This is a genomic window from Mesorhizobium sp. M0870 (genome assembly GCF_040319775.1).
Taxonomy (GTDB): Bacteria; Pseudomonadota; Alphaproteobacteria; order Rhizobiales; family Rhizobiaceae; genus Mesorhizobium.
The window spans coordinates 1-23,499 of the sequence record NZ_JAMYOI010000018.1 but is presented as its reverse complement, the minus strand read 5'-3'; the positions used below and the strand labels follow the sequence as shown (position 1 = coordinate 23,499).

Annotated in this window: 20 protein-coding genes; 11 read left to right on the top strand and 9 right to left on the bottom strand. The window is 64.6% G+C overall.

All coding sequences use genetic code 11. The annotated features are described in order from the left end of the window. The first annotated feature begins 139 nt into the window (after positions 1-139). Positions 140-1,096 carry a LysR family transcriptional regulator gene (locus NKH97_RS21240; protein WP_023809423.1) on the top strand — a complete coding sequence of 319 codons (957 nt, stop codon included), beginning with the start codon at positions 140-142 and terminating at the stop codon, positions 1,094-1,096. Positions 1,097-1,102: 6 nt separating this feature from the next. Here the strand turns inward: NKH97_RS21240 and argE are convergent, their stop codons facing one another. Next, complete coding sequence (gene argE, locus NKH97_RS21235; protein ID WP_023809422.1) at positions 1,103-2,263, bottom strand: acetylornithine deacetylase; 1,161 nt, start codon at positions 2,261-2,263, stop codon at positions 1,103-1,105. A gap of 279 nt (positions 2,264-2,542) precedes the next feature. Between argE and NKH97_RS21230 the strand changes: the two genes are divergently transcribed. The 10 genes from NKH97_RS21230 (at position 2,543) to NKH97_RS21185 (ending at position 16,074) form a co-directional block, all read left to right on the top strand. Continuing rightward, the gene (locus NKH97_RS21230; RefSeq protein ID WP_023809421.1) at positions 2,543-4,612 is read left to right on the top strand and encodes an oxidoreductase; all 2,070 of its coding nucleotides are present in this window, start codon (positions 2,543-2,545) and stop codon (positions 4,610-4,612) included. Positions 4,613-4,694: 82 nt separating this feature from the next. After that, complete coding sequence (locus tag NKH97_RS21225; RefSeq protein WP_352798719.1) at positions 4,695-5,297, top strand: ANTAR domain-containing response regulator; 603 nt, start codon at positions 4,695-4,697, stop codon at positions 5,295-5,297. A gap of 2 nt (positions 5,298-5,299) precedes the next feature. Next, positions 5,300-6,538, top strand: coding sequence for a CmpA/NrtA family ABC transporter substrate-binding protein (locus NKH97_RS21220; RefSeq protein WP_031212563.1), 1,239 nt, complete (start codon positions 5,300-5,302; stop codon positions 6,536-6,538). Positions 6,539-6,894: 356 nt separating this feature from the next. Continuing rightward, on the top strand, positions 6,895-8,211 hold the full coding sequence (locus NKH97_RS21215) for a CmpA/NrtA family ABC transporter substrate-binding protein (RefSeq protein WP_023809419.1): 1,317 nt from the start codon (positions 6,895-6,897) through the stop codon (positions 8,209-8,211). A 70-nt stretch (positions 8,212-8,281) separates the two neighbouring features. Further along, complete coding sequence (ntrB, locus tag NKH97_RS21210) at positions 8,282-9,172, top strand: nitrate ABC transporter permease (RefSeq protein WP_023809418.1); 891 nt, start codon at positions 8,282-8,284, stop codon at positions 9,170-9,172. Positions 9,173-9,182: 10 nt separating this feature from the next. Continuing rightward, a complete protein-coding gene (locus NKH97_RS21205) occupies positions 9,183-9,980 on the top strand; it encodes an ABC transporter ATP-binding protein (protein WP_023809417.1) in 798 nt (265 codons plus the stop codon). Positions 9,981-9,984: 4 nt separating this feature from the next. Continuing rightward, positions 9,985-12,435 carry a nitrite reductase large subunit NirB gene (gene nirB / locus NKH97_RS21200; protein WP_023809416.1) on the top strand — a complete coding sequence of 817 codons (2,451 nt, stop codon included), beginning with the start codon at positions 9,985-9,987 and terminating at the stop codon, positions 12,433-12,435. A gap of 62 nt (positions 12,436-12,497) precedes the next feature. Then, complete coding sequence (nirD, locus tag NKH97_RS21195; protein WP_023809415.1) at positions 12,498-12,827, top strand: nitrite reductase small subunit NirD; 330 nt, start codon at positions 12,498-12,500, stop codon at positions 12,825-12,827. A gap of 4 nt (positions 12,828-12,831) precedes the next feature. Beyond that, complete coding sequence (locus NKH97_RS21190; protein ID WP_023809414.1) at positions 12,832-15,708, top strand: nitrate reductase; 2,877 nt, start codon at positions 12,832-12,834, stop codon at positions 15,706-15,708. Positions 15,709-15,807: 99 nt separating this feature from the next. Further along, positions 15,808-16,074 (top strand): BrnA antitoxin family protein, encoded by a 267-nt coding sequence (locus tag NKH97_RS21185; protein WP_023809413.1) that lies wholly within the window; start codon positions 15,808-15,810, stop codon positions 16,072-16,074. A 17-nt stretch (positions 16,075-16,091) separates the two neighbouring features. On the opposite strand, the gene NKH97_RS21180 is transcribed toward NKH97_RS21185, so the two are convergent. From NKH97_RS21180 to NKH97_RS21145, 8 genes are all read right to left on the bottom strand, one after another. Continuing rightward, positions 16,092-16,448: a cupin domain-containing protein gene (locus NKH97_RS21180; protein ID WP_023809412.1), complete on the bottom strand. Its 357-nt coding sequence runs from the start codon at positions 16,446-16,448 to the stop codon at positions 16,092-16,094. A gap of 9 nt (positions 16,449-16,457) precedes the next feature. Next, positions 16,458-17,840, bottom strand: coding sequence for an NAD(P)/FAD-dependent oxidoreductase (locus NKH97_RS21175; protein WP_023809411.1), 1,383 nt, complete (start codon positions 17,838-17,840; stop codon positions 16,458-16,460). 29 nt (positions 17,841-17,869) lie between these two features. Then, a complete protein-coding gene (locus tag NKH97_RS21170) occupies positions 17,870-18,979 on the bottom strand; it encodes an ABC transporter ATP-binding protein (protein ID WP_023809410.1) in 1,110 nt (369 codons plus the stop codon). 1 nt (position 18,980) lies between these two features. Beyond that, a complete protein-coding gene (locus NKH97_RS21165) occupies positions 18,981-19,769 on the bottom strand; it encodes an ABC transporter permease (RefSeq protein ID WP_023809409.1) in 789 nt (262 codons plus the stop codon). Next, on the bottom strand, positions 19,766-20,674 hold the full coding sequence (locus NKH97_RS21160; RefSeq protein WP_023809408.1) for an ABC transporter permease: 909 nt from the start codon (positions 20,672-20,674) through the stop codon (positions 19,766-19,768). The genes NKH97_RS21165 and NKH97_RS21160 overlap by 4 nt, the downstream gene beginning before the upstream one ends. A 24-nt stretch (positions 20,675-20,698) precedes the next feature. After that, complete coding sequence (locus NKH97_RS21155; RefSeq protein WP_023809407.1) at positions 20,699-21,778, bottom strand: extracellular solute-binding protein; 1,080 nt, start codon at positions 21,776-21,778, stop codon at positions 20,699-20,701. A 3-nt stretch (positions 21,779-21,781) separates the two neighbouring features. Further along, positions 21,782-22,474, bottom strand: a complete 693-nt coding sequence (locus tag NKH97_RS21150) for a helix-turn-helix domain-containing protein (protein ID WP_352798718.1) — start codon at positions 22,472-22,474, stop codon at positions 21,782-21,784. Between the two features lie 135 nt (positions 22,475-22,609). After that, a partial coding sequence (locus NKH97_RS21145; RefSeq protein WP_352798717.1) for an ROK family protein occupies positions 22,610-23,499 on the bottom strand: 890 nt, incomplete at its 5' end.

Sequence of the window (23,499 nt, the reverse complement as noted above, 5' to 3'; positions counted from 1 at the left end):
GCGCATCGCGATTGAACGGATTCACGCGATGCGCTTTAGGCCTTTGCTCTATGCATGTCGTTTGCGCAAAACCGGGGCCACTTTTGCGCGACATGCATTAGGCTTGATCGAAGCCCTCAAACCGGCAACATAGCCAGCCATGCCGCTACGCTTCACGCTCAGACAGCTGGAATATTTCGTCGCCGTGGGCGAAGCCGGCTCCATCGCCAAGGCGGCCGAACAGGTCAATGTCTCGCCGCCGTCGATTTCGGCTTCCATCGCCCAACTGGAAACCGAGTTCGGCGTCCAGCTTTTTGTCCGCAAGCATTCGCACGGTCTCTCGCTCACGGCCGGCGGCCGCGTCTTCCTCAAGGAAGCCGCCCGGCTGCTCAACGATGCCGACGCCTTGCACGACGTCGCCGGCGACTTTGCCGAAAAGGTGCGTGGTCCGCTGGCGGTAGGATGCCTGCTGACGTTTGCGCAGATCGTGCTGCCGGCGCTGCGCATGCGGTTCGAGCGCGCCTATCCCGATGTGCGCGTGCGCCAGTTCGAGCGCAATCAGGGGCAATTGCTCGAGATGCTGCAGCGCGGTGAAATCGATCTTGCACTGACCTACGATCTCGAACTGTCGCAGGACATGACCTTCGAGCCGCTGATGCTGGTGCCGGCCTATGTCATGCTGCCGGCGGGGCATCGCTTCGCGGCAAAGGCGTCGATCACGACGGAGGAATTGGCCGATGAGCCGATGGTGCTGCTCGACCTGCCGTTCAGCCGCGAATATTTCCTTTCTGCATTCCACCAGCGCGGGATCCGCCCCAACATTGCCGAGCGCACCGGCGACATCGCCGTCATGCGTTCCATGGTGGCCAACGGCTTCGGCTACGGCATCGCCAATATGCGGCCGCTCAACACGCTGGCGCCGGACGGCAAGCCGCTGGTCTTCGTGCCGTTGGACGGCGATCTGCGGCCGCTGACCATGGGCGTCGCCTTGCCCAGTTCCGAACACCGCACGCAAACCGTCCAGGCGTTCATCGACCACTGCCGGCATTTCGTCGTCGAGCAAGGCGTGTTCGGCGCCGAGCGGGCTGTCGGCCAGGCAGCACTTCCACAGAAGTAGCCCCGGTTAAGCCAACTGCTGGTCGGCAAGCCGCTGCAGCAATTTTTCCAGCATGCCGTCGCAGCGGCGCATCTGCTCGACGCTGACGAACTCATCCGGCTTGTGTCCCTGCGCCATCGATCCCGGTCCGCACACGACCGTCGGCGTGCCGAGATCGCGGCTGAACAGGCCGCCCTCCGTACCGTAGGCAACCTTGATGGTGTTGTTGGCGCCGGTCAGCGATTTGATGAAAGCGACGGCTTGCGAACTGGCCGGCGTGTCCAGGCCGGGATAGGTGTTGGTGATGTCTATGTCGATCGCCGCCTCGGGGGCGGTGGCCGAGGCTTCGGATGCAATATGAGCAGCCTCCTTGCGCAGACGGTCGAGAATCTCGTGCGGATCGTCGGCCGCGACATTGCGGATCTCGAAGTCGACCTGGCAGAGGTTCGGCACGATGTTCAGCGCCACGCCGGCGTTGATCTTGCCGACATGGACGGTCGTGTAGGCAATGTCGTAGTCGCCGTCGCGGGCGCCATCGCGCACCAGCCGATCCTGCTCGCGGCGCAAGGCGGCGACGAAGTCGCAGCCGAGATGGATGGCATTGAGCGCCAACGGGGCCAGCGCCGAATGGCCTTCGCGGCCTTTGCAGAGCGCGCGTGCGGCAAGCTTGCCCTTGTGGCCCGTCGCCACCTGCATATCGGTGGGCTCGCCGACGATGCACAGCAAGGGCCGCTGCGGGGCTGCTTGCAGCATGTCGATCAGGCTGCGCACACCAATGCAGCCGATCTCCTCGTCGTAGGAGAGTGCCAAATGCAGCGGCGTGCGCAGCGTCATTTTCGAGGCTTTCAGGCACGCCGCGAGCGCGCAGGCCACAAAACCCTTCATGTCGGCTGTGCCACGTCCGTAAAGCTTGCCGTCTCGGCTCGTCATCTCGAAGGGCGGCAGCGTCCAGGCTTGGCCGTCGACGGGGACGACGTCGGTGTGACCGGACAGCATGATGCCGGAAGCGTCGGCCGGTCCGATGGTGGCAAAGAGGTTGGCCTTGTGGCCGTCCTCGCTGTGGATGATCTGGCTGGCAATGCCATGCGCGTCCAGCAGCTCCGCCACGTAGCCGACGAGGGCGAGGTTCGAATCGCGGCTCACCGTCGGGAACGCGATCAGTTTTTCAAGGATCTGGATGCTGTCCATGCGTCTTGTGTCTCATTGGCCGTCGGCACTTCTAGCATCGCGCGGCCGCGGCCTTGAAGTCGCATTTGGCTCAGCCGGGATTCAGCGGATGCTAATCCAGGCAGTGCTGATCGATTAGGCGCGTCCTAACCGGCACAGAAGAAATCTGTTGTTTCCCGGCGCTTGTCGCAATTTATGAATGGTCTCACGGCATCAACCCACTGGGCTGGCCGGCTTGCACCTTGGCTCGAAACCATGATCGGGCATGTGCAAGGCGACGCTGGCAGGAAGGCACGTTCCATGCGCGATCCGCGCTACGACATTCTGTTCGAGCCCGTGAAGATCGGTCCGGTGACCGCCAAGAACCGCTTCTACCAGGTTCCGCATTGCAATGGCGGCGGCTACCGCGACCCTTCGGCCGCAGCCGAGATGCGCCGCATCAAGTCGGAAGGCGGCTGGGGCGTCATCTTCACCGAGCAGACCGAGATGCACCATACTTCGGAGATCACGCCCTTCATCGAGCTCAGGCTGTGGGACGATGCCGATATCCCGGCACTGGCGAAGATGGCCAAGGCCATGCACCAGCATGGCGCGCTGGCCGGTATCCAGCTGGCCTATTCAGGCATCAACGGTCCCAACCTCTACACCAAGGAAGTGCCGCGCGGGCCGTCGGCCTTGCCGATCCGTACCTTCACCAACGATCCGGTTCAGGCGCGCGCCATGGACAAGCAAGATATACGCGACCTGCGCCGCTGGCACCGCAATGCATTCAAGCGTGCCAGGCTTGCGGGCTTCGACCTGGTCTGCCTCTACGGCGCGCATGGCTTCGGCATCATCCAGCACTTCCTGTCCACCGCCACCAACCAGCGCAGCGACGAATATGGCGGCTCGCTGGAAAACCGCTCGCGGTTGATGCGTGAGTTGATCGAAGAGGGCAGGGATGCCATCGGCGGCACTTGCGGCCTGACGCTGCGGCTGTCGCTGGACGAGATGATCGGCGAGCTTGGCTTCGCCAACTCCGAAGTGCGCGACATGATCGAGATGCACGCCGACCTGCCAGACCTCTGGGACCTGGCACATGGCGCCTGGGAGGATTGTTCGGGGCCGTCGCGGTTCAAGGAGGAGGGCGCGCAGGAGAGCCTGGTGTCCGGCATCAAGAAACTGACCTCGAAGCCGGTCGTCGGCGTCGGTCGCTTCACCTCGCCGGATGTGATGGTGAAGATGATCAAGTCCGGCACGCTGGATTTCATCGGCTGCGCGCGGCCATCGATCGCCGATCCCTTCCTGCCGAAGAAGGTGGAGGAGGGGCGAATCGAGGACATTCGCGAATGCATCGGCTGCAACATCTGCATCACCGGCGACATGACCATGTCGATCTCGCGCTGCACGCAGAACCCGACCTTCATGGAGGAATGGCGCAAGGGCTGGCATCCCGAACGCATGCAGGCCAAGGGCGATAGCGACAGCGTGCTGATCGTCGGCGCCGGCCCGGCCGGGCTGGAGGCGGCGCGTGCGCTCGGCCTGCGCGGCTATCAGGTGGCCATCGCCGAAGCCGGCACCGAGCTCGGCGGCCGCGTGGCGCGCGAATGCCGCTTGCCCGGTCTCTCGGCATGGGGACGCGTGCGCGACTACCGCCAGTACCAGATCAGCCAGATGTCCAATGTCGATGTCTATTTCGAAAGCCGATTGTCGGCGCAGGAGATACTGGACTTCGGCTTTCAGAACATTGCGCTTGCCACCGGCTCGACATGGCGCCGTGACGGCGTGGCGCGCGCGCATGTCGTGCCGATGCCGGCGGACCCGGCCATGCCGGTCTATACGCCGGACGATCTGATGGGCGGCAATGTGCCGACCGGCACTGTCGTGCTGTTCGATGACGATCACTATTACATGGGCGGCGTTTTGGCCGAGCTGATGGCGCGCCAGGGCGCGAAGGTGACGCTGGTGACGCCGTCCGCCTATGTGTCCGACTGGACCCGCAACACGCTGGAGCAGGGCGCCATCCACCGCCGGCTGGCCGAACTCGGCGTCGAGATCGTGTTGAACCGGATCGTGACGCGCATCGTACCGGGCGGTGTTGCCACGGCCTGCGCCTATACGGGCAGCCAATTTGACATCGCCGTGGACGCAGTAGTGCTGGTGACATCGCGCCAGCAGGACGATAGCGTCTGGCACGAGCTGAAGGCGCGGCGCGACGAGTGGGCCGACAGCGGCATCCGCTCGATCAAAATCATCGGCGATGCCGAGGCGCCGGGTCCGATCGCCTGGGCAACCTACGCCGGCCACCGCTTCGCGCGCGAGCTGGACGAAGCCGATATCGGCGACGCACTGCCCTTCCGCCGCGAGGTCACGGCGCTGGCGGCGGATTAGGCGCCTGCGGCGCGGTTAGCGAATCTTGGGTTGTTCAACCATACCGCATTGCACAATTCCTTCGCTTGGTCACAATGCAGGCATGGTTCGAACCGCACTCGCCGTCCTGGTGATCGACGAAAACCGCATCCGCGCCGCGATCATCGAGGCGGGGTTGCGCGAGGCCGGCCATGAGCGGGTCACCGTCATCCATGATGTGACCGGCATTGCGCGGCGGATCGCCGAGATCGAGCCCGATGTCATCGTCATCGATCTCGAAAACCCGAATCGCGACATGCTGGAAAACATGTTCCAGCTTTCGCGTGCCGTAAAACGGCCGATCGCCATGTTCGTCGACCGCTCGGACCAGGCCTCGATCGAGGCGGCGGTCGATGCCGGCGTTTCGGCCTATGTCGTCGACGGTCTGCGGCAAGAGCGCGTCAAACCCATTCTCGACATGGCGGTCAGCCGCTTCAACGCTTTTTCGCGCATGGCGCGCGAACTGGAAGAGGTTCGCGGCGAGCTCGAGAGCCGTAAGGTGATCGATCGTGCCAAGGGCATATTGATGAAGTCCCGCGCCCTCTCCGAAGAGGCCGCCTACACGCTGCTGCGCAAGACGGCGATGAACCAGAACCGCAAGATCGGCGACATCGCCCAGAGCCTGGTGACTGCCGCCGGGTTGCTGGGACCGGCGGAGGACGAATGAGCATGGACGCCGCGCACCAGATCACCGCTGGCTTCATGCCGCTTTTCGACAGCGCCGTGCTGGTCGCGGCCGGTGAGCTTGGCTTTGCCGCACGAGAAGGCATCGACCTCACCCTGCACCGCGAGACGTCCTGGGCTAACATCCGCGACCGCATCGCCATCGGTCACTTCCATCTGGCGCATATGCTGGGACCGATGCCGCTCGCCTGCAATCTCGGGCTGACGCCGCTCGCTTCGGAAACCATCGTGCCGTTCTCGCTCGGACTCGGAGGCAATTGCGTCACCGTCTCCAACACTGTGTGGGCCGGAATGGTGGCGCACAGCGCCGAAGCCGATCTCGACCCCGCGCGCGCCGGTGCGGCGCTGCGCGCGCTCATTCGCGAGCGCGCTGCGGCCGGTGGCGACCCGCTGCGCTTCGCCGTGGTGCATCCGCATTCCGGGCACAATTACGAATTGCGCTATTGGCTCGCCGCCTGCGGCATCGATCCGACGCGCGAAATCGAGATCGTCATCGTGCCGCCGCCCTTCATGGCCGATGCACTGGCCGCCGGCCGCATCGACGGCTACTGCGTAGGCGAACCCTGGAACAGTGCTGCGGTTGCCGCCGGCACCGGGCATATCGTCACCGTCAAGGCGCGGATATGGCGTAACAGCCCGGAGAAGGTGATCGGCGTGCGCAAGGCCTGGGCAGACGAAAACCCCGAGGCCTTGGCGGCGCTGCTGCGCGCGCTGCATCACTCGGCACGCTGGTGCCAGGATCCGGCCAACCATGGCGAATTGGCTGCCGTCATGGCGCAGGCCGGCTTTCTCGGCCTGCCGCCGGCCGTGCAGATGCCGATCCTGACCGGCCATCTCCGACTGGGCGGCGGCGCGGAGCGGAGCATCGACGACTTCTTCCTCCCCTTCGACAAGGCGGCGAACTTTCCGTGGAAGAGCCATGCGCTGTGGTTCTACACGCAGATGGTGCGTTGGGGGCATGTGGCGCATACGCCTGAAAACCTCGCCATCGCGCGGGATTGCTATCGTCCCGATCTCTATCGTTCGGCGCTGAAGCCGCTCGGCATCGCACTTCCCGGCGCCAATTCGAAGGTCGAGGGCGCGCTCCAAGTTGCAACCGCGGTCGGCGCGACAGGCGCCGGCCTTGTGCTCGGTCCGGACGGTTTCTTCGACGGCCAGATCTTCGATCCGGACGAGGTCGACGCGTACATTACCGGCCAGAAATCGGCTCGCGCGGAAGCCTGATCATTTCCGCGTCATTCTTGTGCATTGCACAAAAATTGTGCGCGCGATTGCCCGAATGAGCAATCTTTGACCTTCCGGCCATAGGACCCGGCGCGTCCGCGATCGGCGCTGGTTACTGATTTAATTGATCTTTTTCGCCTCTCTCAAAACTGGCACGGTTCCTGCTTTGAAATAGACAGGCCCTTCGCGGGTCACGGAACAGGCGCCCAATGGCGGGCGCCACAGGCAAAGCTGCCGCTCAGGTTAATACGCGCTCCCGGTCACCCGGACGCGAAGACCTGGCTGGCGGCTTTTTTGTTTTGATCAACACACAATCGACGACGCGGATCCCAAGCCGCGCCCAACCGGAGACGACGATGACGAAACGGATCAGGACTGGAACGACCCTCAAAGACATGACGCGCCGCGATTTTCTGGTCAGCAGTGCAATGACGGCCGGCCTGTTCGTGGCGGCCCGCAAGCTCTTCCCTTCCGGCGCCTATGCTGCGACCGCCACTCCGGAGGTCACCGGCGCCAAGCTCGGCTTCATTGCCCTCACCGATGCGGCACCGCTGATGATCGCCAAGGAGAAGGGGCTGTTCGCCAAGTTCGGCATGCCCGATGTCGAGGTGCTCAAGCAGGCCTCCTGGGGCGCGACGCGCGACAATCTGATGCTCGGCGGCGCCGCCAACGGCATCGACGGTGCCCATATTCTGACGCCGCTGCCTTACCTCATGCACACCGGCAAGGTGACACAGAACAACCAGCCGATGCCGATGGCGATCGTGGCGCGGCTCAACTACGACTGCCAAGGCATTTCGGTCGCCCAGGAATATGCCGGCACCGGCGTCGGCCTCGATGCCTCGAAGCTGAAAGACGCCTTTGCCGCCAAGAAGGCGGCCGGCAAGGAAATCAAGGCCGCCATGACCTTCCCGGGCGGCACCCATGATCTCTGGCTGCGCTACTGGCTGGCCGCCGGCGGCATCGATCCCGACAAGGACGTTTCGACCATCGTCGTGCCGCCGCCGCAGATGGTGGCCAACATGAAGGTTGGCAACATGGACGTGTTCTGCGTCGGCGAGCCGTGGAACGAGCAGCTCGTCCATCAGGGCGTCGGCTTCACCGCCGCCACGACGGGCGAATTGTGGAAGGGCCATCCGGAAAAGGCGCTCGGCCTGCGTGCCGAATTCATCGAGAAATACCCGAACGCCACCAAGGCGATCCTGATGGCCGTCATGGAAGCCCAGCAATGGTGCGAGGCCAGCGACAACAAGGACGAGATGGCCGCCATCATCGGCAAGCGGCAATGGATGAACGTGCCTGTCGCCGACATCATCGGCCGCCTCAAGGGCGACATCAACTACGGCAATGGCCGCGTCGCCAACGGCACCGATCTCTACATGAAGTTCTGGAAAGGTGGCGTCTCCTATCCGTTCAAGAGCCATGATGCGTGGTTCCTCGCCGAGAACATCCGCTGGGGCAAATTCGCGCCGACCACCGACATCAAGGCGCTGGTCGATCAGGTCAACCGCGAGGATCTGTGGCGCGAGGCGGCCAAGGATCTCGGCGTCGCGGCAGCCGACGTTCCGGCGTCGTCGTCGCGCGGCGTCGAGACCTTCTTCGACGGCAAGATCTTCGATCCGGCCAACCCGTCGGCCTATCTCGACAGCCTGAAGATCAAGGCATCGGCTTGAACCTCTGCGCAAACGGCGCATTGCGCCGTTTGTCGCTCGAATTATCTGCCCCACGGAGTTTTCCCCAGACATGTCGATCCAGACTATCGAGGACACCAAGGTGAAGGCCTTTCCTGCGAAGCCGGCGGAGGTCATCGCCTTCACCGCAAAGGCACGACGTCGCTTCGATCCGCTGGCGATTGCCGGCAAACTGGCTAGCGCGCTGCTACCGCCGATCGTAGTCATCGCCGTCATGCTGGTCGTCTGGCAGATCGCCTGTTCGTCGCCCACATCAAGCCTGCCGCCGCCGACCCAGGTGTGGAACGAGGCCTACGATTTGATCGCGCATCCGTTCTTCGACAATGGCCCGCAGGATATCGGCCTGGCATGGCGCGTGCTGATCTCGCTGCAGCGTGTCGCCATCGGTTTCGGCCTGGCGGCGGTGGTCGGCGTCGCGCTCGGCGCGCTGGTCGGCCAGTCGATCTGGGCGATGCGCGGCCTCGACCCGGTGTTCCAGATCCTGCGCACGGTGCCGCCGCTGGCCTGGCTGCCGCTGTCGCTGGCGGCGTTCCGCGATTCCAGCCCGTCGGCGATCTTCGTCATCTTCATCACGTCGATCTGGCCAATCATCATCAACACCGCCGTCGGCGTGCGCAACATCCCCGAGGATTACCGCAACGTCTCGCGCATCCTGCGGCTCAACCAGTTCGAATTCTTCGTCAAGATCATGGTACCGGCCGCCGCGCCCTACATCTTCACCGGCCTGAGGATCGGCATCGGCCTGTCCTGGCTCGCCATCGTCGCCGCCGAAATGCTGACCGGCGGCGTCGGCATCGGCTTCTTCATCTGGGACGCGTGGAACTCGTCGCGGCTGCCCGACATCATCGTGGCGCTCGCCTATATCGGCGTCACCGGCTTCTGCCTCGACCGTCTGGTCGCGGCGGTCGGCGCCTTCGTCACCCGCGGCACAACGGCAAAGTGAGGAGAGGGCGATGACGGCCTATCTGAAGCTCGACCATATCGACAAATCCTTCTCGCGTGGTGCCCAGGTCAGCGAGGTGTTGAAGGACATCAGGCTGACCATCGACAAGGGCGAATTCGTCTCCATCATCGGCCATTCCGGCTGCGGCAAGTCGACCCTGCTCAATCTGATCGCCGGGCTGACCAAGGTGTCCGCCGGCGCCGTGCTGCTCGAGGACAAAGAGGTCGACAGCCCCGGTCCCGAACGCGCCGTGGTGTTCCAGAACCACTCGCTGCTGCCGTGGCTGACCGTCTATGAAAACATCAACCTGGCGGTGTCGAAGGTTTTCGGTCGCTCGAAAAGCAAGGCCGAGCGGCATGACTGGATCATGCGCAATCTCGACCTCGTGCAGATGGCGCATGCCAAGGACAAGCGCCCGGCCGAGATATCGGGCGGCATGAAGCAGCGCGTCGGCATCGCCCGGGCGCTGGCCATGGAGCCGAAGATCCTGCTGCTCGACGAGCCGTTCGGCGCGCTCGACGCGCTGACGCGCGCGCATCTGCAGGACGCGGTGATGGACATCCATTCCAGGCTCGGCTCGACGACGATCATGATCACCCATGATGTCGACGAGGCGGTGCTGCTGTCCGACCGCATCGTCATGATGACCAATGGCCCGGCGGCAACCATCGGCGAAGTGCTTGCCGTGCCGCTGGCGCGGCCGCGCCGGCGCGTCGAACTCTCTTCCGACCGGACCTTCCTGCGCTGCCGCGAGGCGGTGCTGAAGTTCCTCTACGAACGCCACCGCTTCGTCGAAGCCGCGGAGTAGCACCATGAGCGAAAGACTTGTCATCATCGGCAATGGCATGGCCCCGGGGCGCATGCTGGAGCACCTGCTGGAACAGGCTCCGGGCCGCTACACCGTCACCATCTTCAACGCCGAGCCGCGCGTTAATTACGACCGCATCATGCTGTCGCCGGTGCTGTCGGGCGAGAAAGCCTATGAGGAGATCATCATCCACGGCGACGGCTGGTACATCGCCAACAACATCACCCTCTACAAGGGCCACAAGATCGTCGCCATCGACCGAGCGGCGAAGACCGTCACCTCCGATCATGGCGTCACCGAACCCTATGACAAGCTCGTCATCGCCACCGGCTCGGTGCCGTTCATCATTCCGGTGCCCGGCCATGACCTGCCGGGCGTGCTGACCTATCGCGATCTCGACGACGTGCAGGCGATGATGCTTGCCGCCCAGTCGCGGGCCAAGGCGGTGGTCATCGGCGGCGGCCTGCTCGGGCTGGAGGCGGCAGCAGGGCTGAACGCGCAAGGCATGGACGTCACCGTGCTGCATGTCATGCCGACGCTGATGGAGCGCCAGCTCGATCCCGCGGCCGGCTATCTCTTGCAGCGTGCGGTGGAACAGCGCGGCATCAAGGTCATCACCAAGGCCAACACACAGGCGATCACAGGCAACGGCAAGGTCGGGCAGGTGGAGCTCGCTGACGGCACCATTATCCCAGCAACGCTTGTGGTGATGGCCGTCGGCATCAGGCCGAATTCGGCGCTGGCGAAACAGGCCGGCATCGCCGTCAACAGGGGCATCGTCGTCGACGCCGGCATGCGCAGCAACGATCCCGACATCTACGCGCTCGGCGAATGTGCCGAGGTCAACGGCCAAGTCTACGGCCTCGTCGCACCGCTCTACGAGATGGCGCGCGTGACCGCCAGCCAGCTTGCCGGCGACGCGGCGGCGGCCTTCGTCCATATGGACACGCCGACCAAGCTCAAGGTCACCGGCATCGAGCTGTTCTCGCTCGGCGACTTCGCCGAGGGCGAGGATCGCCAGGAGATCGTGCTGCGCGACGCCGCCGCAGGCGTCTACAAGCGCCTGGTGCTGAAGGATGACCGCATCATCGGCACCGTGCTCTATGGCGAGACGGCTGACGGCGCCTGGTTCAACGACCTCAAGAAGAAGCAGACCGACATTTCCGAAATGCGCGACACGCTCATCTTCGGCCAGTCCTACCAGGGGGGTGCCCCGCTGGACCCTATGGCGGCCGTTGCAGCCTTGCCGGATGATGCGGAAATCTGCGGCTGCAACGGCGTTTGCAAGGGAAAGATCACCGGCGCGATCACGGCCAAGGGCCTGACCTCGCTTGACGACGTGCGCGCCCACACCAAGGCGTCGGCCTCCTGCGGCTCCTGCACCGGGCTGGTTGAAAAGCTGATGGTGCTGACCCTCGGCGACACGTACAACCCCGCCGCCGTGCAGCCGATGTGCTCCTGCACCACCCTCGGCCATGACGAGGTGCGCCGGCTGATCAAGGCCAAGAGCCTGAAGACCATTCCCGCCGTCATGCAGGAACTGGAATGGACGACCTCCTGCGGCTGCGCCAAATGCCGGCCGGCGCTCAACTACTACCTCGTCTGCGACTGGCCGGATGACTACGCCGACGATTACCAGTCGCGCTTCATCAACGAGCGCGTCCACGCCAACATCCAGAAGGATGGGACCTATTCGGTGGTGCCGCGCATGTGGGGTGGGGTGACCAATGCCGCCGAACTGCGCGCCATCGCCGACGTCGTCGACAAGTTCGAAATTCCGATGGTCAAGGTCACCGGCGGCCAGCGCATCGACATGCTCGGCATCCGCAAGGAGGACCTGCCGGCAGTGTGGGCCGATCTCGGTCAGGCCGGCTTCGTCTCCGGCCACGCCTATGCCAAGGGGTTGCGCACGGTGAAGACCTGCGTCGGCTCAGACTGGTGCCGGTTCGGCACGCAGGATTCTACGGGCTTCGGCGTCCGCATCGAAAAATTCATGTGGGGCTCGTGGACGCCGGCCAAGGTCAAGATGGCGGTGTCGGGCTGTCCGCGCAACTGCGCCGAGGCGACCTGCAAGGATGTCGGCGTGATCTGCGTCGACAGTGGTTATGAGATCCATTTTGCCGGGGCGGCCGGCCTCGACATCAAGGGCACCGAGGTGCTCGGCCTGGTCAGGACCGAGGACGAGGCGCTGGAGCATATCGTGGCGCTGACGCAGATGTATCGCGAGCAGGGCCGCTATCTCGAGCGCATCTACAAATGGGCCAAGCGCATCGGCATCCCCGAGATCAAGCGTCAGATCATGGACGATGGCGACAAGCGCAAGGCCTATTACGACCGTTTCGTCTTCAGCCAGAAATTCGCCCAGGTCGACCCGTGGTCGGAACGCGTTTCCGGCAAGGACAAGCACGAATTCCGGCCGATGGCCTCGGTCGGGTTTGCGCAGGCGGCGGAGTGAGCGTGTTCCCGAAAAGTGGAAACCGGTTTTCGGTCAAGAACACGCGCAAAGAGGAAATCTAGATGAACTGGGTAGCAATCGGCTCCATCTCCGACATCCCTCGCCGCGGCGCGCGCTGCGTCGCAACGCCCGAGGGAAAAATCGCCGTATTCCGCACCCTGGACGATCAGGTCTATGCCATCGACGACCATTGCCCGCACAGAGGCGGACCGCTCAGCCAGGGCATCGTGCACGGTGCGGCGGTGACCTGTCCCTTGCACAATTGGGTGATTTCGTTGGAGACGGGCAAGGCGCTCGGCGCCGACGAGGGCGCGGTGCGCACCATTCCGGTGCGGGTCGAAGGCGAGCGTCTGTTCATTGCGCTGGAAGCGCTGGCCAGCCGCGCGGCCTGAACCCATGGAGATCGACGAAGCGCGCGAGGTGAGGACCACCTGCCCCTATTGCGGGGTGGGCTGCGGCGTGCTGGCGAAGGCCACCGCGGACGGGCAGGTGTCCGTCCGCGGCGACCCCGACCACCCGGCCAATTTCGGCCGGCTCTGCTCCAAGGGCTCGGCACTCGCCGAGACCATCGACCTCGACGGCAGGCTGCTGCATCCGGAGGTCCACGGCCGCCGCGCCGGCTGGGACGAGGCGCTCGACCTTGTCGCCTCGACCTTCTCGCAAACCATCGCCGAGCATGGCCCGGATGCGGTCGCCTTCTATGTTTCGGGCCAGTTGCTGACCGAGGACTATTACGTCGCCAACAAGCTGATGAAGGGTTTTGTCGGCTCGGCCAACATCGACACCAATTCGCGCCTGTGCATGGCCTCCTCGGTCGCCGGCCACCGCCGCGCTTTCGGCTCCGACACCGTGCCGGGAACCTATGAGGATCTGGAATTGGCCGACCTGATCGTGCTGGTCGGCTCCAATCTCGCCTGGTGCCATCCGGTGCTCTACCAGCGCATCGCGGCTGCCCGGGAAAAGCGGCCGGAGATGAAGATCGTCCTGGTCGATCCGCGGCGCACCATGACCGCTGACATCGCCGACATGCATCTGGCGATCGCGCCGGATGGCGACGTCGCTTTGTTCACCGGGCTGCTCGCTTATCTCGGCCAGCACAATGCGCTCGACCGCGCCTACATCACGACGCACACGACCGGCTTCGGGCAAGCGCTTTTCGCGGCCTCCGCGCTCGACCTGGCCGGCGTCGCTGCCGGCACGGGCCTGAGCGAGGACGAGCTTGGCCGTTTCTACAGCCTGTTTGCGGCAACGGCGAAAACGGTGACGGTTTACAGCCAGGGTGTGAACCAGTCGTCATCCGGCACCGACAAGGTCAACGCCATCATCAACTGCCATCTCGCCACCGGCCGCATCGGCAAACCCGGAGCAGGGCCGTTTTCGGTGACCGGCCAGCCCAACGCCATGGGCGGCCGCGAGGTCGGCGGCATGGCCAACATGCTCGCCGCGCATATGGAAATCGAAAACCCCGACCATCGCGACCGCGTGCAGCGCTTCTGGAACGCGCCGGCCATTGCCGGAAAGCCCGGCCTGAAGGCAGTCGAGATGTTCCAGGCGCTGGCCGACGGGCGGATCAAGGCGCTGTGGATCATGGCCACCAACCCGGTCGATTCGATGCCGGACGCCGATGCCGTCGAGGCGGCGATCAAGGCGTGCCCGTTCGTGGTGGTGTCGGACGTGCTGGCCCAGACCGACACCGTCCGCCACGCCCATGTCCGGCTGCCCGCCGCCGCCTGGGGCGAGAAGGATGGCACCGTCACCAATTCAGAGCGCCGTGTGTCGCGCCAGCGCGCGTTTTTGCCCGTGCCCGGCGAGGCAAGGCCCGACTGGCGGATTGTCGCTGAGGTCGGCAAGCGGATGGGGTTTGGCGAGGCGTTTTCCTATGCGACGCCAGGGGAGGTGTTTGCCGAGCATGCCGCGCTGTCAGGATTCGAGAATGATGGCGCGCGGGATTTCGATATTGGTGCTTATGCCGGGGTTGATGCGGAGGAGTATGAGGCGCTGGAGCCGTTCCAATGGCCGGCGCCGAGCCCAGCCACCCCCCTCTGGCCTGCCGGCCATCTCCCCCGCAAGGGGGGAGATCGGCTGCCACCACGGCCTTCGCCAATTACAAACAATGCAGGAGATATGCGAGCATCAAAGCTGCCAATCTCCCTCCTTGCGGGGGAGATGTCCGGCAGGACAGAGGGGGGTGCTCAAGCTCGACATCAGTCGGACGAGCATCTTCGGGCCGGGCAGAGGCTGGAAGGTAACACCACCCGCTTCTTCGCCGACGGCAATTTCTACACGCCCGACCGCAAAGCGCGCTTCATCGCCATCCGCCCCACCACGGAAGTCCGCACCAGCCCGGACTATCCGCTGATCCTCAATACCGGCCGTATCCGCGACCATTGGCACACCATGACGCGAACCGGCAAAAGCCCGCGTTTGTCGCAGCACATCGCCGAGCCCTTCGTAGAAATCCACCCGGCGGATGCGCAGCGCTTCGGCATCGGCGACGCCGACATCGCGCGGGTTTCCAGCCCGCGCGGCGACGTGCTGGTGCGCGCGCTGGTGACGGCGCGCCAGCGCCAGGGCAGCCTGTTTGCGCCGATGCACTGGACCGATCAGTTTGCGGCAAGGGGCCGGCTCGACACGCTGACCGCGCCGCTGACCGATCCCATTTCCGGCCAGCCGGCGCTGAAACATGTCGCCGCCCGCATCGAGAAATTCGCCGCAAAGGCCTTTGGCTTTGCGGTGACGCGGCGCAGGCCTGAGCCTGATACCGCGGCCTACTGGGCCGTGGCCAAATGCAAGGGCGGCTGGCGGGTCGAGCTTGCCTTTGCCGAAGACGACATCGATTGGGCTGGCTTTGCCGGGTCACTGTTCGGCGTGTCACCGGGTGCGGAAATGCTCGCCTATCATGACCGCGACGCCGGCCAGCATCGCATCGCCGCCTTCGACGGCGATCAACTGTCAGCCGCCTTGTTCGTCGCACCCGGCCCGGTCGCCGTGTCGCGCGGCTGGGCGGCGGAACAGTTGAGTGCCGATCATGTCGACCGGCGCGGCAGGTTGGCGATCGTAGCCGGACGACCGGGCGGGATCGACGTCGACCGCGGCGCCATCGTCTGCTCCTGTTTCGGCGTCGGCGCCAACCAGATCGCGGAAGCGGTGCGCGGCGGCTGCGGCAGCGTTGCGGCGATCGGCACGGCCCTGCATGCCGGCACGAATTGCGGCTCCTGCCGCGCCGAGATCAGGGTCATCATCGACGCGCAGAGTCTTCAAGCAGCCGAGTGATTGTCCCGACCAAAGGGGCCTGCGCGACGGCGCTGGTTGGGCTATGGTGGCGCAAGCGTGCCACGTCGTGCACGAATCGTCTTCAGTCAGGGTCATCCGATGGCAAATCCCCCGCGTCGACCGACAAATCCGATGACGGCCGCCGAGGCGGCTTTCAAGCCGGTGAAGAAGCCGGCCGCGCCGGTTCGTGAGCCCTCCGCCGCTCCAGGCGTCAGGGAGCTTGTTTCGATCCGGATCGATCGCGCCGTGCTGGACCACTTCCAGGAGGATGGGCCGGGCTGGCAGGACCGCATCAACGACGCCTTGCGGCAGGCGATAGAAGGCAAGCCTGTTGTTGCCGAGGATGATCGTTCAGACGACGAGTAGCGGCTGTTCCAGTCAGCTCACGCCTCGAAGTGCAGGATATAGAGCTTGCGCGTCTTCTCGTGGATCGTCCATTCGCCTTTCCAGCCTTTCGGCAGCACCAGCATTTCGCCCGGACCGACGTCCTCGCTGCGGCCATCGGGACCATGCAGCGAGACCCGACCTGACACGATGTGGCAGGTTTCGGAATTGCTCTCGCGCGATGCGGTGAAGCGGCCCGGCGTGCACTCCCAGACGCCGACTTCCAGTGTGCCGTCAGGCGAGGTCCACAGCGTCTTCGCTGCTTCGAGCTGATCGCCGCTGATCGAGGTCGGCTTGGGCTCAGGCTCGCCGAGGTCGATGGAAGCGAGATGGGCGAAGGTCTGGAAGTCGGTCATGGCGGTCTCTCAATGTCCTGTGATGCGGTCGGCGATTGCGGCCAGTTTCGACGTATGCTGGAGGCCGGCTTCCTCGCGCTCGTCGGCGACGCGATAGAGCTGATACATCGAGTGGACGCCGAGCCAGCGCATCGGCTCGGGCTCCCATTTGCTCACCTGGCGGTTGACCCAGGGCAGGCGGGTCAGTTCGGTGTCGCGGCGCAGGATAAGGTCGCGCAGCGTGCGGCCCGAAAGGTTGGAACTTGAGACGCCGAGCCCGACATAGCCGCCGGCCCAGCCGATGCCGGTTTCAGGGTCGAGGCCTGATGTCGTGCACCAGTCGCGCGGCACGCCCAGAACGCCGCACCAGGCGTGGTCGATGCGAAGCCCGGCTGTCTGCGGCAGAAGCCGGGTGAGGATCGCGTGCAGGCTTTCGATCGTGGCCTGCTGCGTCTGGCCGCGCACATCCGTTTGCGAGCCGTAACGATAGGGCACGCCGCGCCCGCCCATGGTGATGCGGCCTTCCCGGGTGCGCTGCGCATAGCAATAGGCGTGCGCGGCGTCACCGAGAAGCTCATGGCCCTCCCAGCCGATCTCGTCCCATAGCGATTGCGGCAGCGGCTCGGTGATGATCTGCGCGCTGTTGAGCGGCAGCCAGAGCCGCTCATTGCCTGATATGCCGGCCGTGAACCCTTCCGTGGCGCGGATGATGATCGGCGCGCGCACGGTGCCGCGGTTCGTCGTGACCTTGCCCTTCTCGATGCCGGTCACGGTGGTCTGCTCGTAGATCGGCACGCCAAGCCGCTCGACGGCTTCGGAGAGCCCACGCACCAGCTTGGCCGGCTGCACGCGCGCGGTGCCGTGGTGGACATAGCCGCCAAGCACATTTTTGATGTTGATGCGGGCCTTGGCCTCTGCCTGGCCAATCAGGCTGACGCGGTCCTGCGGCACGCTCCAGCCGATCGCATCGGCATAGGCGGCCTTGATCCGTTCGAGCTGCGGCGGGTTGGTGGCGACCGTCAGATTGTCGACGCGGCGGATGTCGGCATCGATGCCTTCGGCCTCGGTCACCGCGATCACTTCGTCGACCGTGCCATGCATGGCGGTTTCCATGTCGATGACGGCGCCGCGCGTCGAGGTCCGCAGATATTTCTCGCGCGACCAGCTGAAGCCGCCGGACAGCCAGCCGCCATTGCGGCCCGACGCGCCGAAGCCGGCGAACTCCCTTTCGACGATGGCGATGCGGATCGAAGGATCGGCCTTCTTCAGATAGTAAGCTGTCCACAAGCCGGTGTAGCCGGCGCCGACGATGCAGACATCGGCTTCGAGGTCACCCGGGAGCGGCGCGCGATAGGCCGGCAGCCCGATGTCGGCATACCAGAACGAGACGTTGCCGTTGACTTTGGCGTCCATGTCTAAAAATCCTGCGGGGAAAAGAGCGATCAGGTCATCGTCATGTCGGCGCGATCGTCGTCGGCAAGAAGTTTTGCATCGACTACCGACCAGCGCAGATCGACCGTGTCACCAATCGAGAACGGTGTGGCTTCCAGCGACGAGCGCACGATGGCGACCGAGCCATCGCGAAGCGTCACCTGGTATTTCGAACCCGACCCCAGATAGATCGCCTCGCTGACCTCACCGGTGAGGCTGTTCTGCCCGGCGGCGGGAGGCGTGTTGGTGCCGGCAAGCGAGAGCTTTTCCGGCCGCAGCAGGACCACCGGTTTGCCTCCGCCGGCAAGCTTGCCGTTGGCCACGATCTTCTGGCCGGCGATCGTCAGGCTGGTCTCGTTTCCTGACGTCTGGGCGGTGCCACGCAAACTGGTCGATTCGCCGATGAACTTGGCCACGAACAAGGTCGTCGGCTCGTCATAGAGCTGGCGGCCGGTTCCGACCTGTTCGATGCGCCCCTGGTTGAACACGGCGATGCGGTCGGACAGAACCAGCGCTTCTTCCTGGTCGTGCGTCACATAGACGAAGGTGGTGCCGAGTTCGCGGTGGATGCGCTTGATCTCCAGCTGCAGCCATTCGCGCAGTTTCTTGTCGAGCGCGCCGAGCGGTTCGTCCATCAACAGCAGCGGCGGATCGAAGACGATGGCGCGCGCCAGCGCCACGCGCTGCTGCTGGCCGCCGGAAAGCTCTGAGGGATAGCGATGCGCGAAATCGGCCATCTTGACCATGTCCAGCGCTCGCACGACGAGACGGTCGCGCGCCTGCTTGTCCATGCCGCGCAAGGTGAGGGGATAGGCGACGTTCTTGCCGACGGTCATGTGCGGAAACAGCGCGTAGTGCTGGAACACGACGCCGATGTTGCGCTTGTGCGCCGGCAGGGCGACGATGCTGTTGCCGCCGACGGCAAGATCGCCTGCGGTGAGGTCGGTGAAGCCCGCAACGACGTTGAGCGTGGTCGTCTTGCCCGAGCCGCTAGGCCCCAGCAGCGTCATGAACTCGCCGGGCTCGATATGCAGGCTGACATCGTCGAGCGCGGTGAAATTGCCGTAGCGCTTGGTTGCGCCCTTGATGTCGATGGCCGCGCCACGTTCCCTCGCAGTCATCTCAACTCCTCGTCGATTTCGAGCTGATGATCAGCCCGGCGCTGATGATCAGCGTCGTGGCAATGAAGATGATGGTTCCGACGGCCGTCACCGTCGGGTCGGCGTCGCGGGTGATGCTGGTGAAGATCTGCACCGGCAAGGTCTTGAGGTAGGGACTGGTGATGAACAGCGCGACGATGATTTCATCGAAGGAGGTGACGAAGGCAAACAAAAGCCCGGACAGGATACCGGGCGCGATCAGCGGCAAGGTCACGGTGCGGAATGTGGTGAAGCGGTTGGCGCCGAGGCTGGCCGCCGCCGTTTCCAGCCGCACGTCGAAGACTTCGAGGCTTGCCGATACGGCGATGATGACGAAGGGGATCGCCAGCATCGTGTGCGCGATGACGAAGCCGGTGGTGGTGCCGACAAGCTGGTAGTCGAGGTAAACGGCATAGATGCCGATCGCCAGCACCACGCCGGGCACGATCATCGGCGTGATCAGGATGGCGCGCAGCAGGCCGGCGCCGGAATGTTTCATGCGGCTGAGGCCAAGCGACGCCAGCGTGCCGATCAGCGTGGCGGCAACGGCGACGAGGCCCGCGACCCTGAGCGAATTGAAGAAGCTCGACAGCCAATCGGGATTGGTGAAGAAATTCGCGTACCACTGCCAGGAGAAGCCGGACGGCGGGAAAGCGAGCGACTTCTTCTCGTTGAACGACATCGGGATGATGACCAGCGTCGGCATCACCAGCCAGACGGCGACCAGCAGGCAGAACAGGCCGAGCAGAATGCGGAACGGCGTTTGTCTCATGATCTGGACGCCTGCTTGTGGCGCTGGCGCATCAGCGGTGCGGCGAGCGCCAGCAGCACGAAGGTCGCGACCAGCAGGACGACGCCCATGGCGCCGCCTCGGCCCCAGTTGAGCAGGCTGAGCACCTGGCTCTGCACCAGCGTCGACAGCATGGTGCTGCGCGGGCCGCCGAGCAGGGCCGGCGTGATGTAGAAGCCGAGCGACAGGATGAAGACGATGATGGCGCCGGCGAAGACGCCGGGCAGCGACAACGGCAGATAGATTTCCAGGAAGGCGCGTGCCGGGCGCGCACCAAGGCTGCGCGCCGCCTGCACGAGGCGCAAATCGATGCCGCGCATGACCGAATAGAGCGGCAGGATCATGAACGGCAGCAACACCTGCGCCATGCCGATGACGACTCCGGTCTGCGTGCGGATCAGCTTCACGCCGTCAAAGCCGAGCAGCCTGATCACCGAATTGATGATGCCGGAATCTTGCAGCAGGATGACCCAGGCCAAGGTGCGCACCACGCCGCTGACCCAGAACGGCACCAAAACGCACAAGATGAGGACGAGTCGCAGGCGCGGCTCGACGGCCGTCATGAGATAGGCGTAGGGGTAGGCCGCGATGACGCAGACGATGGTGACCCAGGCGGCGATGGAAAAGGTGCGCCACAGGACGGTGACGTTCACCGGCGTGGAGAAGAACCAGACGTAGTTCTGCAGGCCCCAGGCCGGGTCCGAAAAACTGCGCAGCGTGACGGTCAGCAAGGGATAGCCCATAGCCGCGATAAGCAGGAGCAGGGCCGGCATCGCCAGCAGGGACGGATAGGCGGCAAGGCGCAGGCGCCGCTGCGGCCCCTGCACGGCACCTGACGGCCGGGAATGATCACCCCCGGCCGTCGGCGTATGCGATGTCTGGCTCACGCCGTCACCTCAGTGATAGCCGGCTCAGTTGCCGGCCATCAGCGCCGTCCACTTGTCGGACGCGGCGGCGAAATTGGCGACCCAGAACTTGATGTTCTGCTGGTAGCCGAGCTTCGCGTGGTCCGGCGTGTTGGTCAGGAAGGCGGCGACGGATGCGTCGACCTTGGGCTGCGCCTCGTTGTTGATCGGCGAGTAGGACGTCTGCTCGGTCAGGATCTCCTGCGACTTCTTGCCGAGATAGGCGTTGATCAGCGCGTAGGAGGCATCGGTGTCCTTGGCGCCGACCGGGATGGTCAGCTGATCCATGACGACCAGCCAGTCCTTCCACACCGGCGTATAGGCAGCGCCATTCTTGACCGCCGTCATGGCGCGGCCAGTCCACATGATGATCATGTCGGCCTCGCCGGATTCGGCAAGCTGCTGGGATTCTGCGCCGGTCTTCCAGAAGATGGTGTCGGGGCCGATCGCCTTGATCTTGGCGATGCCCTTGTCGATATCGGCAGGCGTCATGGCGTCGACCTTGCCGCCGTCGGCCAGGATGGCCTGTTCGATCAGGCCGCCGAGCGGGCTGCCACTGCCGTCGATGGCACGGGTGCCGGGGAATTTCGCGGTGTCGAAGAAATCCTTCCAGTCCTTTGGCGGATTGTCCTTGTACGTGTCGTTCTTGTACATCAGGACCATGCCGTAGTTCATCGCCGGCACGCTGCATTCGCCGACCTGTCCGGGCGGGATGTGCGAGATGTCGAGCTTGGTCAGATCGAGTTTCTGGAACAGTTTTCCGCAATGCACGAAGGGCGGAAAATCGTCTGTGTCGACGACATCCCAGGTCACATTGCCTGATTCGACCTGCGCCTGAAGCTTGGCGATTTCGGTCGGTCCGTCGTTCAAAAGCTTGACGCCGCTCTTGTCGACGAATTCCTTGAGCGCGGCAACCTGGCCGTCCTGGTAGATGCCGCCATAGGAGACGAAGGTCAGCGTCTTGCCCTTCAACGAGCCGTCGACCACGGTTCCGGCCGGCGGCGCGTTCTGCGCGTGAGCGGCGGCTGCGAGCAAGGCCAGTGCGGCGGCGCCGACAAATCCGGCCAATCTTGATCTGCTTCCCATTTTCTAACCCTCCGATGGCTCGCTGTTTGATTTTGGCAGGCCGGGCGCGAGCGTTTTCCGGGCTACATATTGATCGAGGTCGACAGCGCCGCTTGTCGGCGGCGCGATGATCCACAGCACCTCGGCCACCGCATCGCCGACATTGATCGTCCGGTGCGGCGTCGAGGTCGAATATTCGATGCTGTCGCCCTCTTCGAGGGTGAAGCTCTCGTCGCCGAGCGTCAGTTGCACGCGTCCGCGCAGCACGAGGATCATCTCGCTCGCGTTGCCATGCGTATAGGGCACGTCGCCGGTGGAGCCGCCGACGGCGAACTCGCCGCAATAGACTTCCATCTCGCGGATCGGCCGGCGCGACAGCAGCGTCTTGCGGTAGCCTTCGCTGGTCGGCAGCGCCGGCCGCTCGGCGCGTGTCAGCACCGCGTGCGGCGACACTTCGCAGTCGTCGAAAAGATCGGCGAGGCTGATGCCGAGCGCATTGGCGATCAGCATCAATGTGCTGGTGTTGGCGCCGGAAAGGCCGCGCTCGAGCTGGCTCAGGAAGCTGGCGGTGGTGCCGATCATGCCGCCGAGCTGGCGCAGCGTCAGGCGCCGCGTGGTGCGATAGGCCTTGATGCGATCGCCCAATACCGTCGAGCGGCGCGCTTCGGCGCTGGTTGCGGCATTGTCATTGAGTGCGTGATCCGCAGCGATTTTCATGGCGATCTCAGGGTTCACTTAACATGCTATTAAGTGAGGCGTCCTGGCAAGTAGATTCGCTTGGTCACCTGAAAATCATCGATGGACCTGCAGAGGGTGCATGATCGGCAGACCGGCAACGCCGGTTCGGCTCGATCACTGGATCATGAAGCGCGAACTGAACGGCAGGCTTGCCGCGCCGACGGCCTTCGGGCTGATGCTGACCCGCGCGGGCAGCGCTTCGATGCCGGGGAATTCCCGGCCGATGTCGTCGCACAAGGCCTCGGCGATCTTTTGCGGCGCATAGCTGGACAGGACGACCGAACTGAACTCGACAAACTGGGTCAGCGCGGAGATCGACGCTTTCAGGCGGTCGGAACACTCGCCCAGCCATGCGCTGTAGGCCTCGCCCAGGTCAGGCCACTCAGGGCTGCTGCTCCAGATGATTTCGGACGGGCGCCCGCGCATGGCCAGTTCGCTCTCCAGGCGCATCAGGCCATGATCGAAGCTGGCGCTGGAGTTTCCCTTGTAGATCTGGTGGTTGAGGATGAGCCTGCTCTGCAGCCGTGCTCCCAGATAGAAGAACAGATAGTCGTTGAGCGGCTTTGCGACGCCGAACATGCTCTCGCCGCCAGCTGCCGCGGTGATGTCGTTCTGCACGAAAACCGGCAGCTTGATCTGTTCCTCGATCTCCCCCTGCAAGGCTTTCAGCGAGGTGCTCGATCCGTTGCGGGTTGCAGCCATCGTGTCGACATCGTCGGGAACGGCCAGGCCGATGCCGGCAACCCGGCTGCGCGCCTCGACCGGCAGGCTGGTCATGGCTTGCCTGATCGCGCCGAACAGATCGCCGCTTTGCGGAAAGGGATTGGCTTCATCCGCCGGCAATTGCGTGTGGAAGCGCACGGTGCCGATGAAATCGATGAGTGCGATGTCGATCCGGGGGGGGGGGGGGCCCCCCCCCCCCCCCAAAGGGGCCCGCGGGGGTTGGGGACAGCGGGGGGGGGGGGGGCCCCCCCCGGCCCCCCGGGCCGCCCCGGGGGGGGCCC

Coding starts and splice junctions, on each gene's coding strand:
- NKH97_RS21240 (WP_023809423.1), top strand. CDS start 140: ATGCCGCTACGCTTCACGCTCAGACAGCTGGAATATTTCGTCGCCGTG.
- argE (WP_023809422.1), bottom strand. CDS start 2,263: ATGGACAGCATCCAGATCCTTGAAAAACTGATCGCGTTCCCGACGGTG.
- NKH97_RS21230 (WP_023809421.1), top strand. CDS start 2,543: ATGCGCGATCCGCGCTACGACATTCTGTTCGAGCCCGTGAAGATCGGT.
- NKH97_RS21225 (WP_352798719.1), top strand. CDS start 4,695: ATGGTTCGAACCGCACTCGCCGTCCTGGTGATCGACGAAAACCGCATC.
- NKH97_RS21220 (WP_031212563.1), top strand. CDS start 5,300: ATGGACGCCGCGCACCAGATCACCGCTGGCTTCATGCCGCTTTTCGAC.
- NKH97_RS21215 (WP_023809419.1), top strand. CDS start 6,895: ATGACGAAACGGATCAGGACTGGAACGACCCTCAAAGACATGACGCGC.
- ntrB (WP_023809418.1), top strand. CDS start 8,282: ATGTCGATCCAGACTATCGAGGACACCAAGGTGAAGGCCTTTCCTGCG.
- NKH97_RS21205 (WP_023809417.1), top strand. CDS start 9,183: ATGACGGCCTATCTGAAGCTCGACCATATCGACAAATCCTTCTCGCGT.
- nirB (WP_023809416.1), top strand. CDS start 9,985: ATGAGCGAAAGACTTGTCATCATCGGCAATGGCATGGCCCCGGGGCGC.
- nirD (WP_023809415.1), top strand. CDS start 12,498: ATGAACTGGGTAGCAATCGGCTCCATCTCCGACATCCCTCGCCGCGGC.
- NKH97_RS21190 (WP_023809414.1), top strand. CDS start 12,832: ATGGAGATCGACGAAGCGCGCGAGGTGAGGACCACCTGCCCCTATTGC.
- NKH97_RS21185 (WP_023809413.1), top strand. CDS start 15,808: ATGGCAAATCCCCCGCGTCGACCGACAAATCCGATGACGGCCGCCGAG.
- NKH97_RS21180 (WP_023809412.1), bottom strand. CDS start 16,448: ATGACCGACTTCCAGACCTTCGCCCATCTCGCTTCCATCGACCTCGGC.
- NKH97_RS21175 (WP_023809411.1), bottom strand. CDS start 17,840: ATGGACGCCAAAGTCAACGGCAACGTCTCGTTCTGGTATGCCGACATC.
- NKH97_RS21170 (WP_023809410.1), bottom strand. CDS start 18,979: ATGACTGCGAGGGAACGTGGCGCGGCCATCGACATCAAGGGCGCAACC.
- NKH97_RS21165 (WP_023809409.1), bottom strand. CDS start 19,769: ATGAGACAAACGCCGTTCCGCATTCTGCTCGGCCTGTTCTGCCTGCTG.
- NKH97_RS21155 (WP_023809407.1), bottom strand. CDS start 21,778: ATGGGAAGCAGATCAAGATTGGCCGGATTTGTCGGCGCCGCCGCACTG.
- NKH97_RS21150 (WP_352798718.1), bottom strand. CDS start 22,474: ATGAAAATCGCTGCGGATCACGCACTCAATGACAATGCCGCAACCAGC.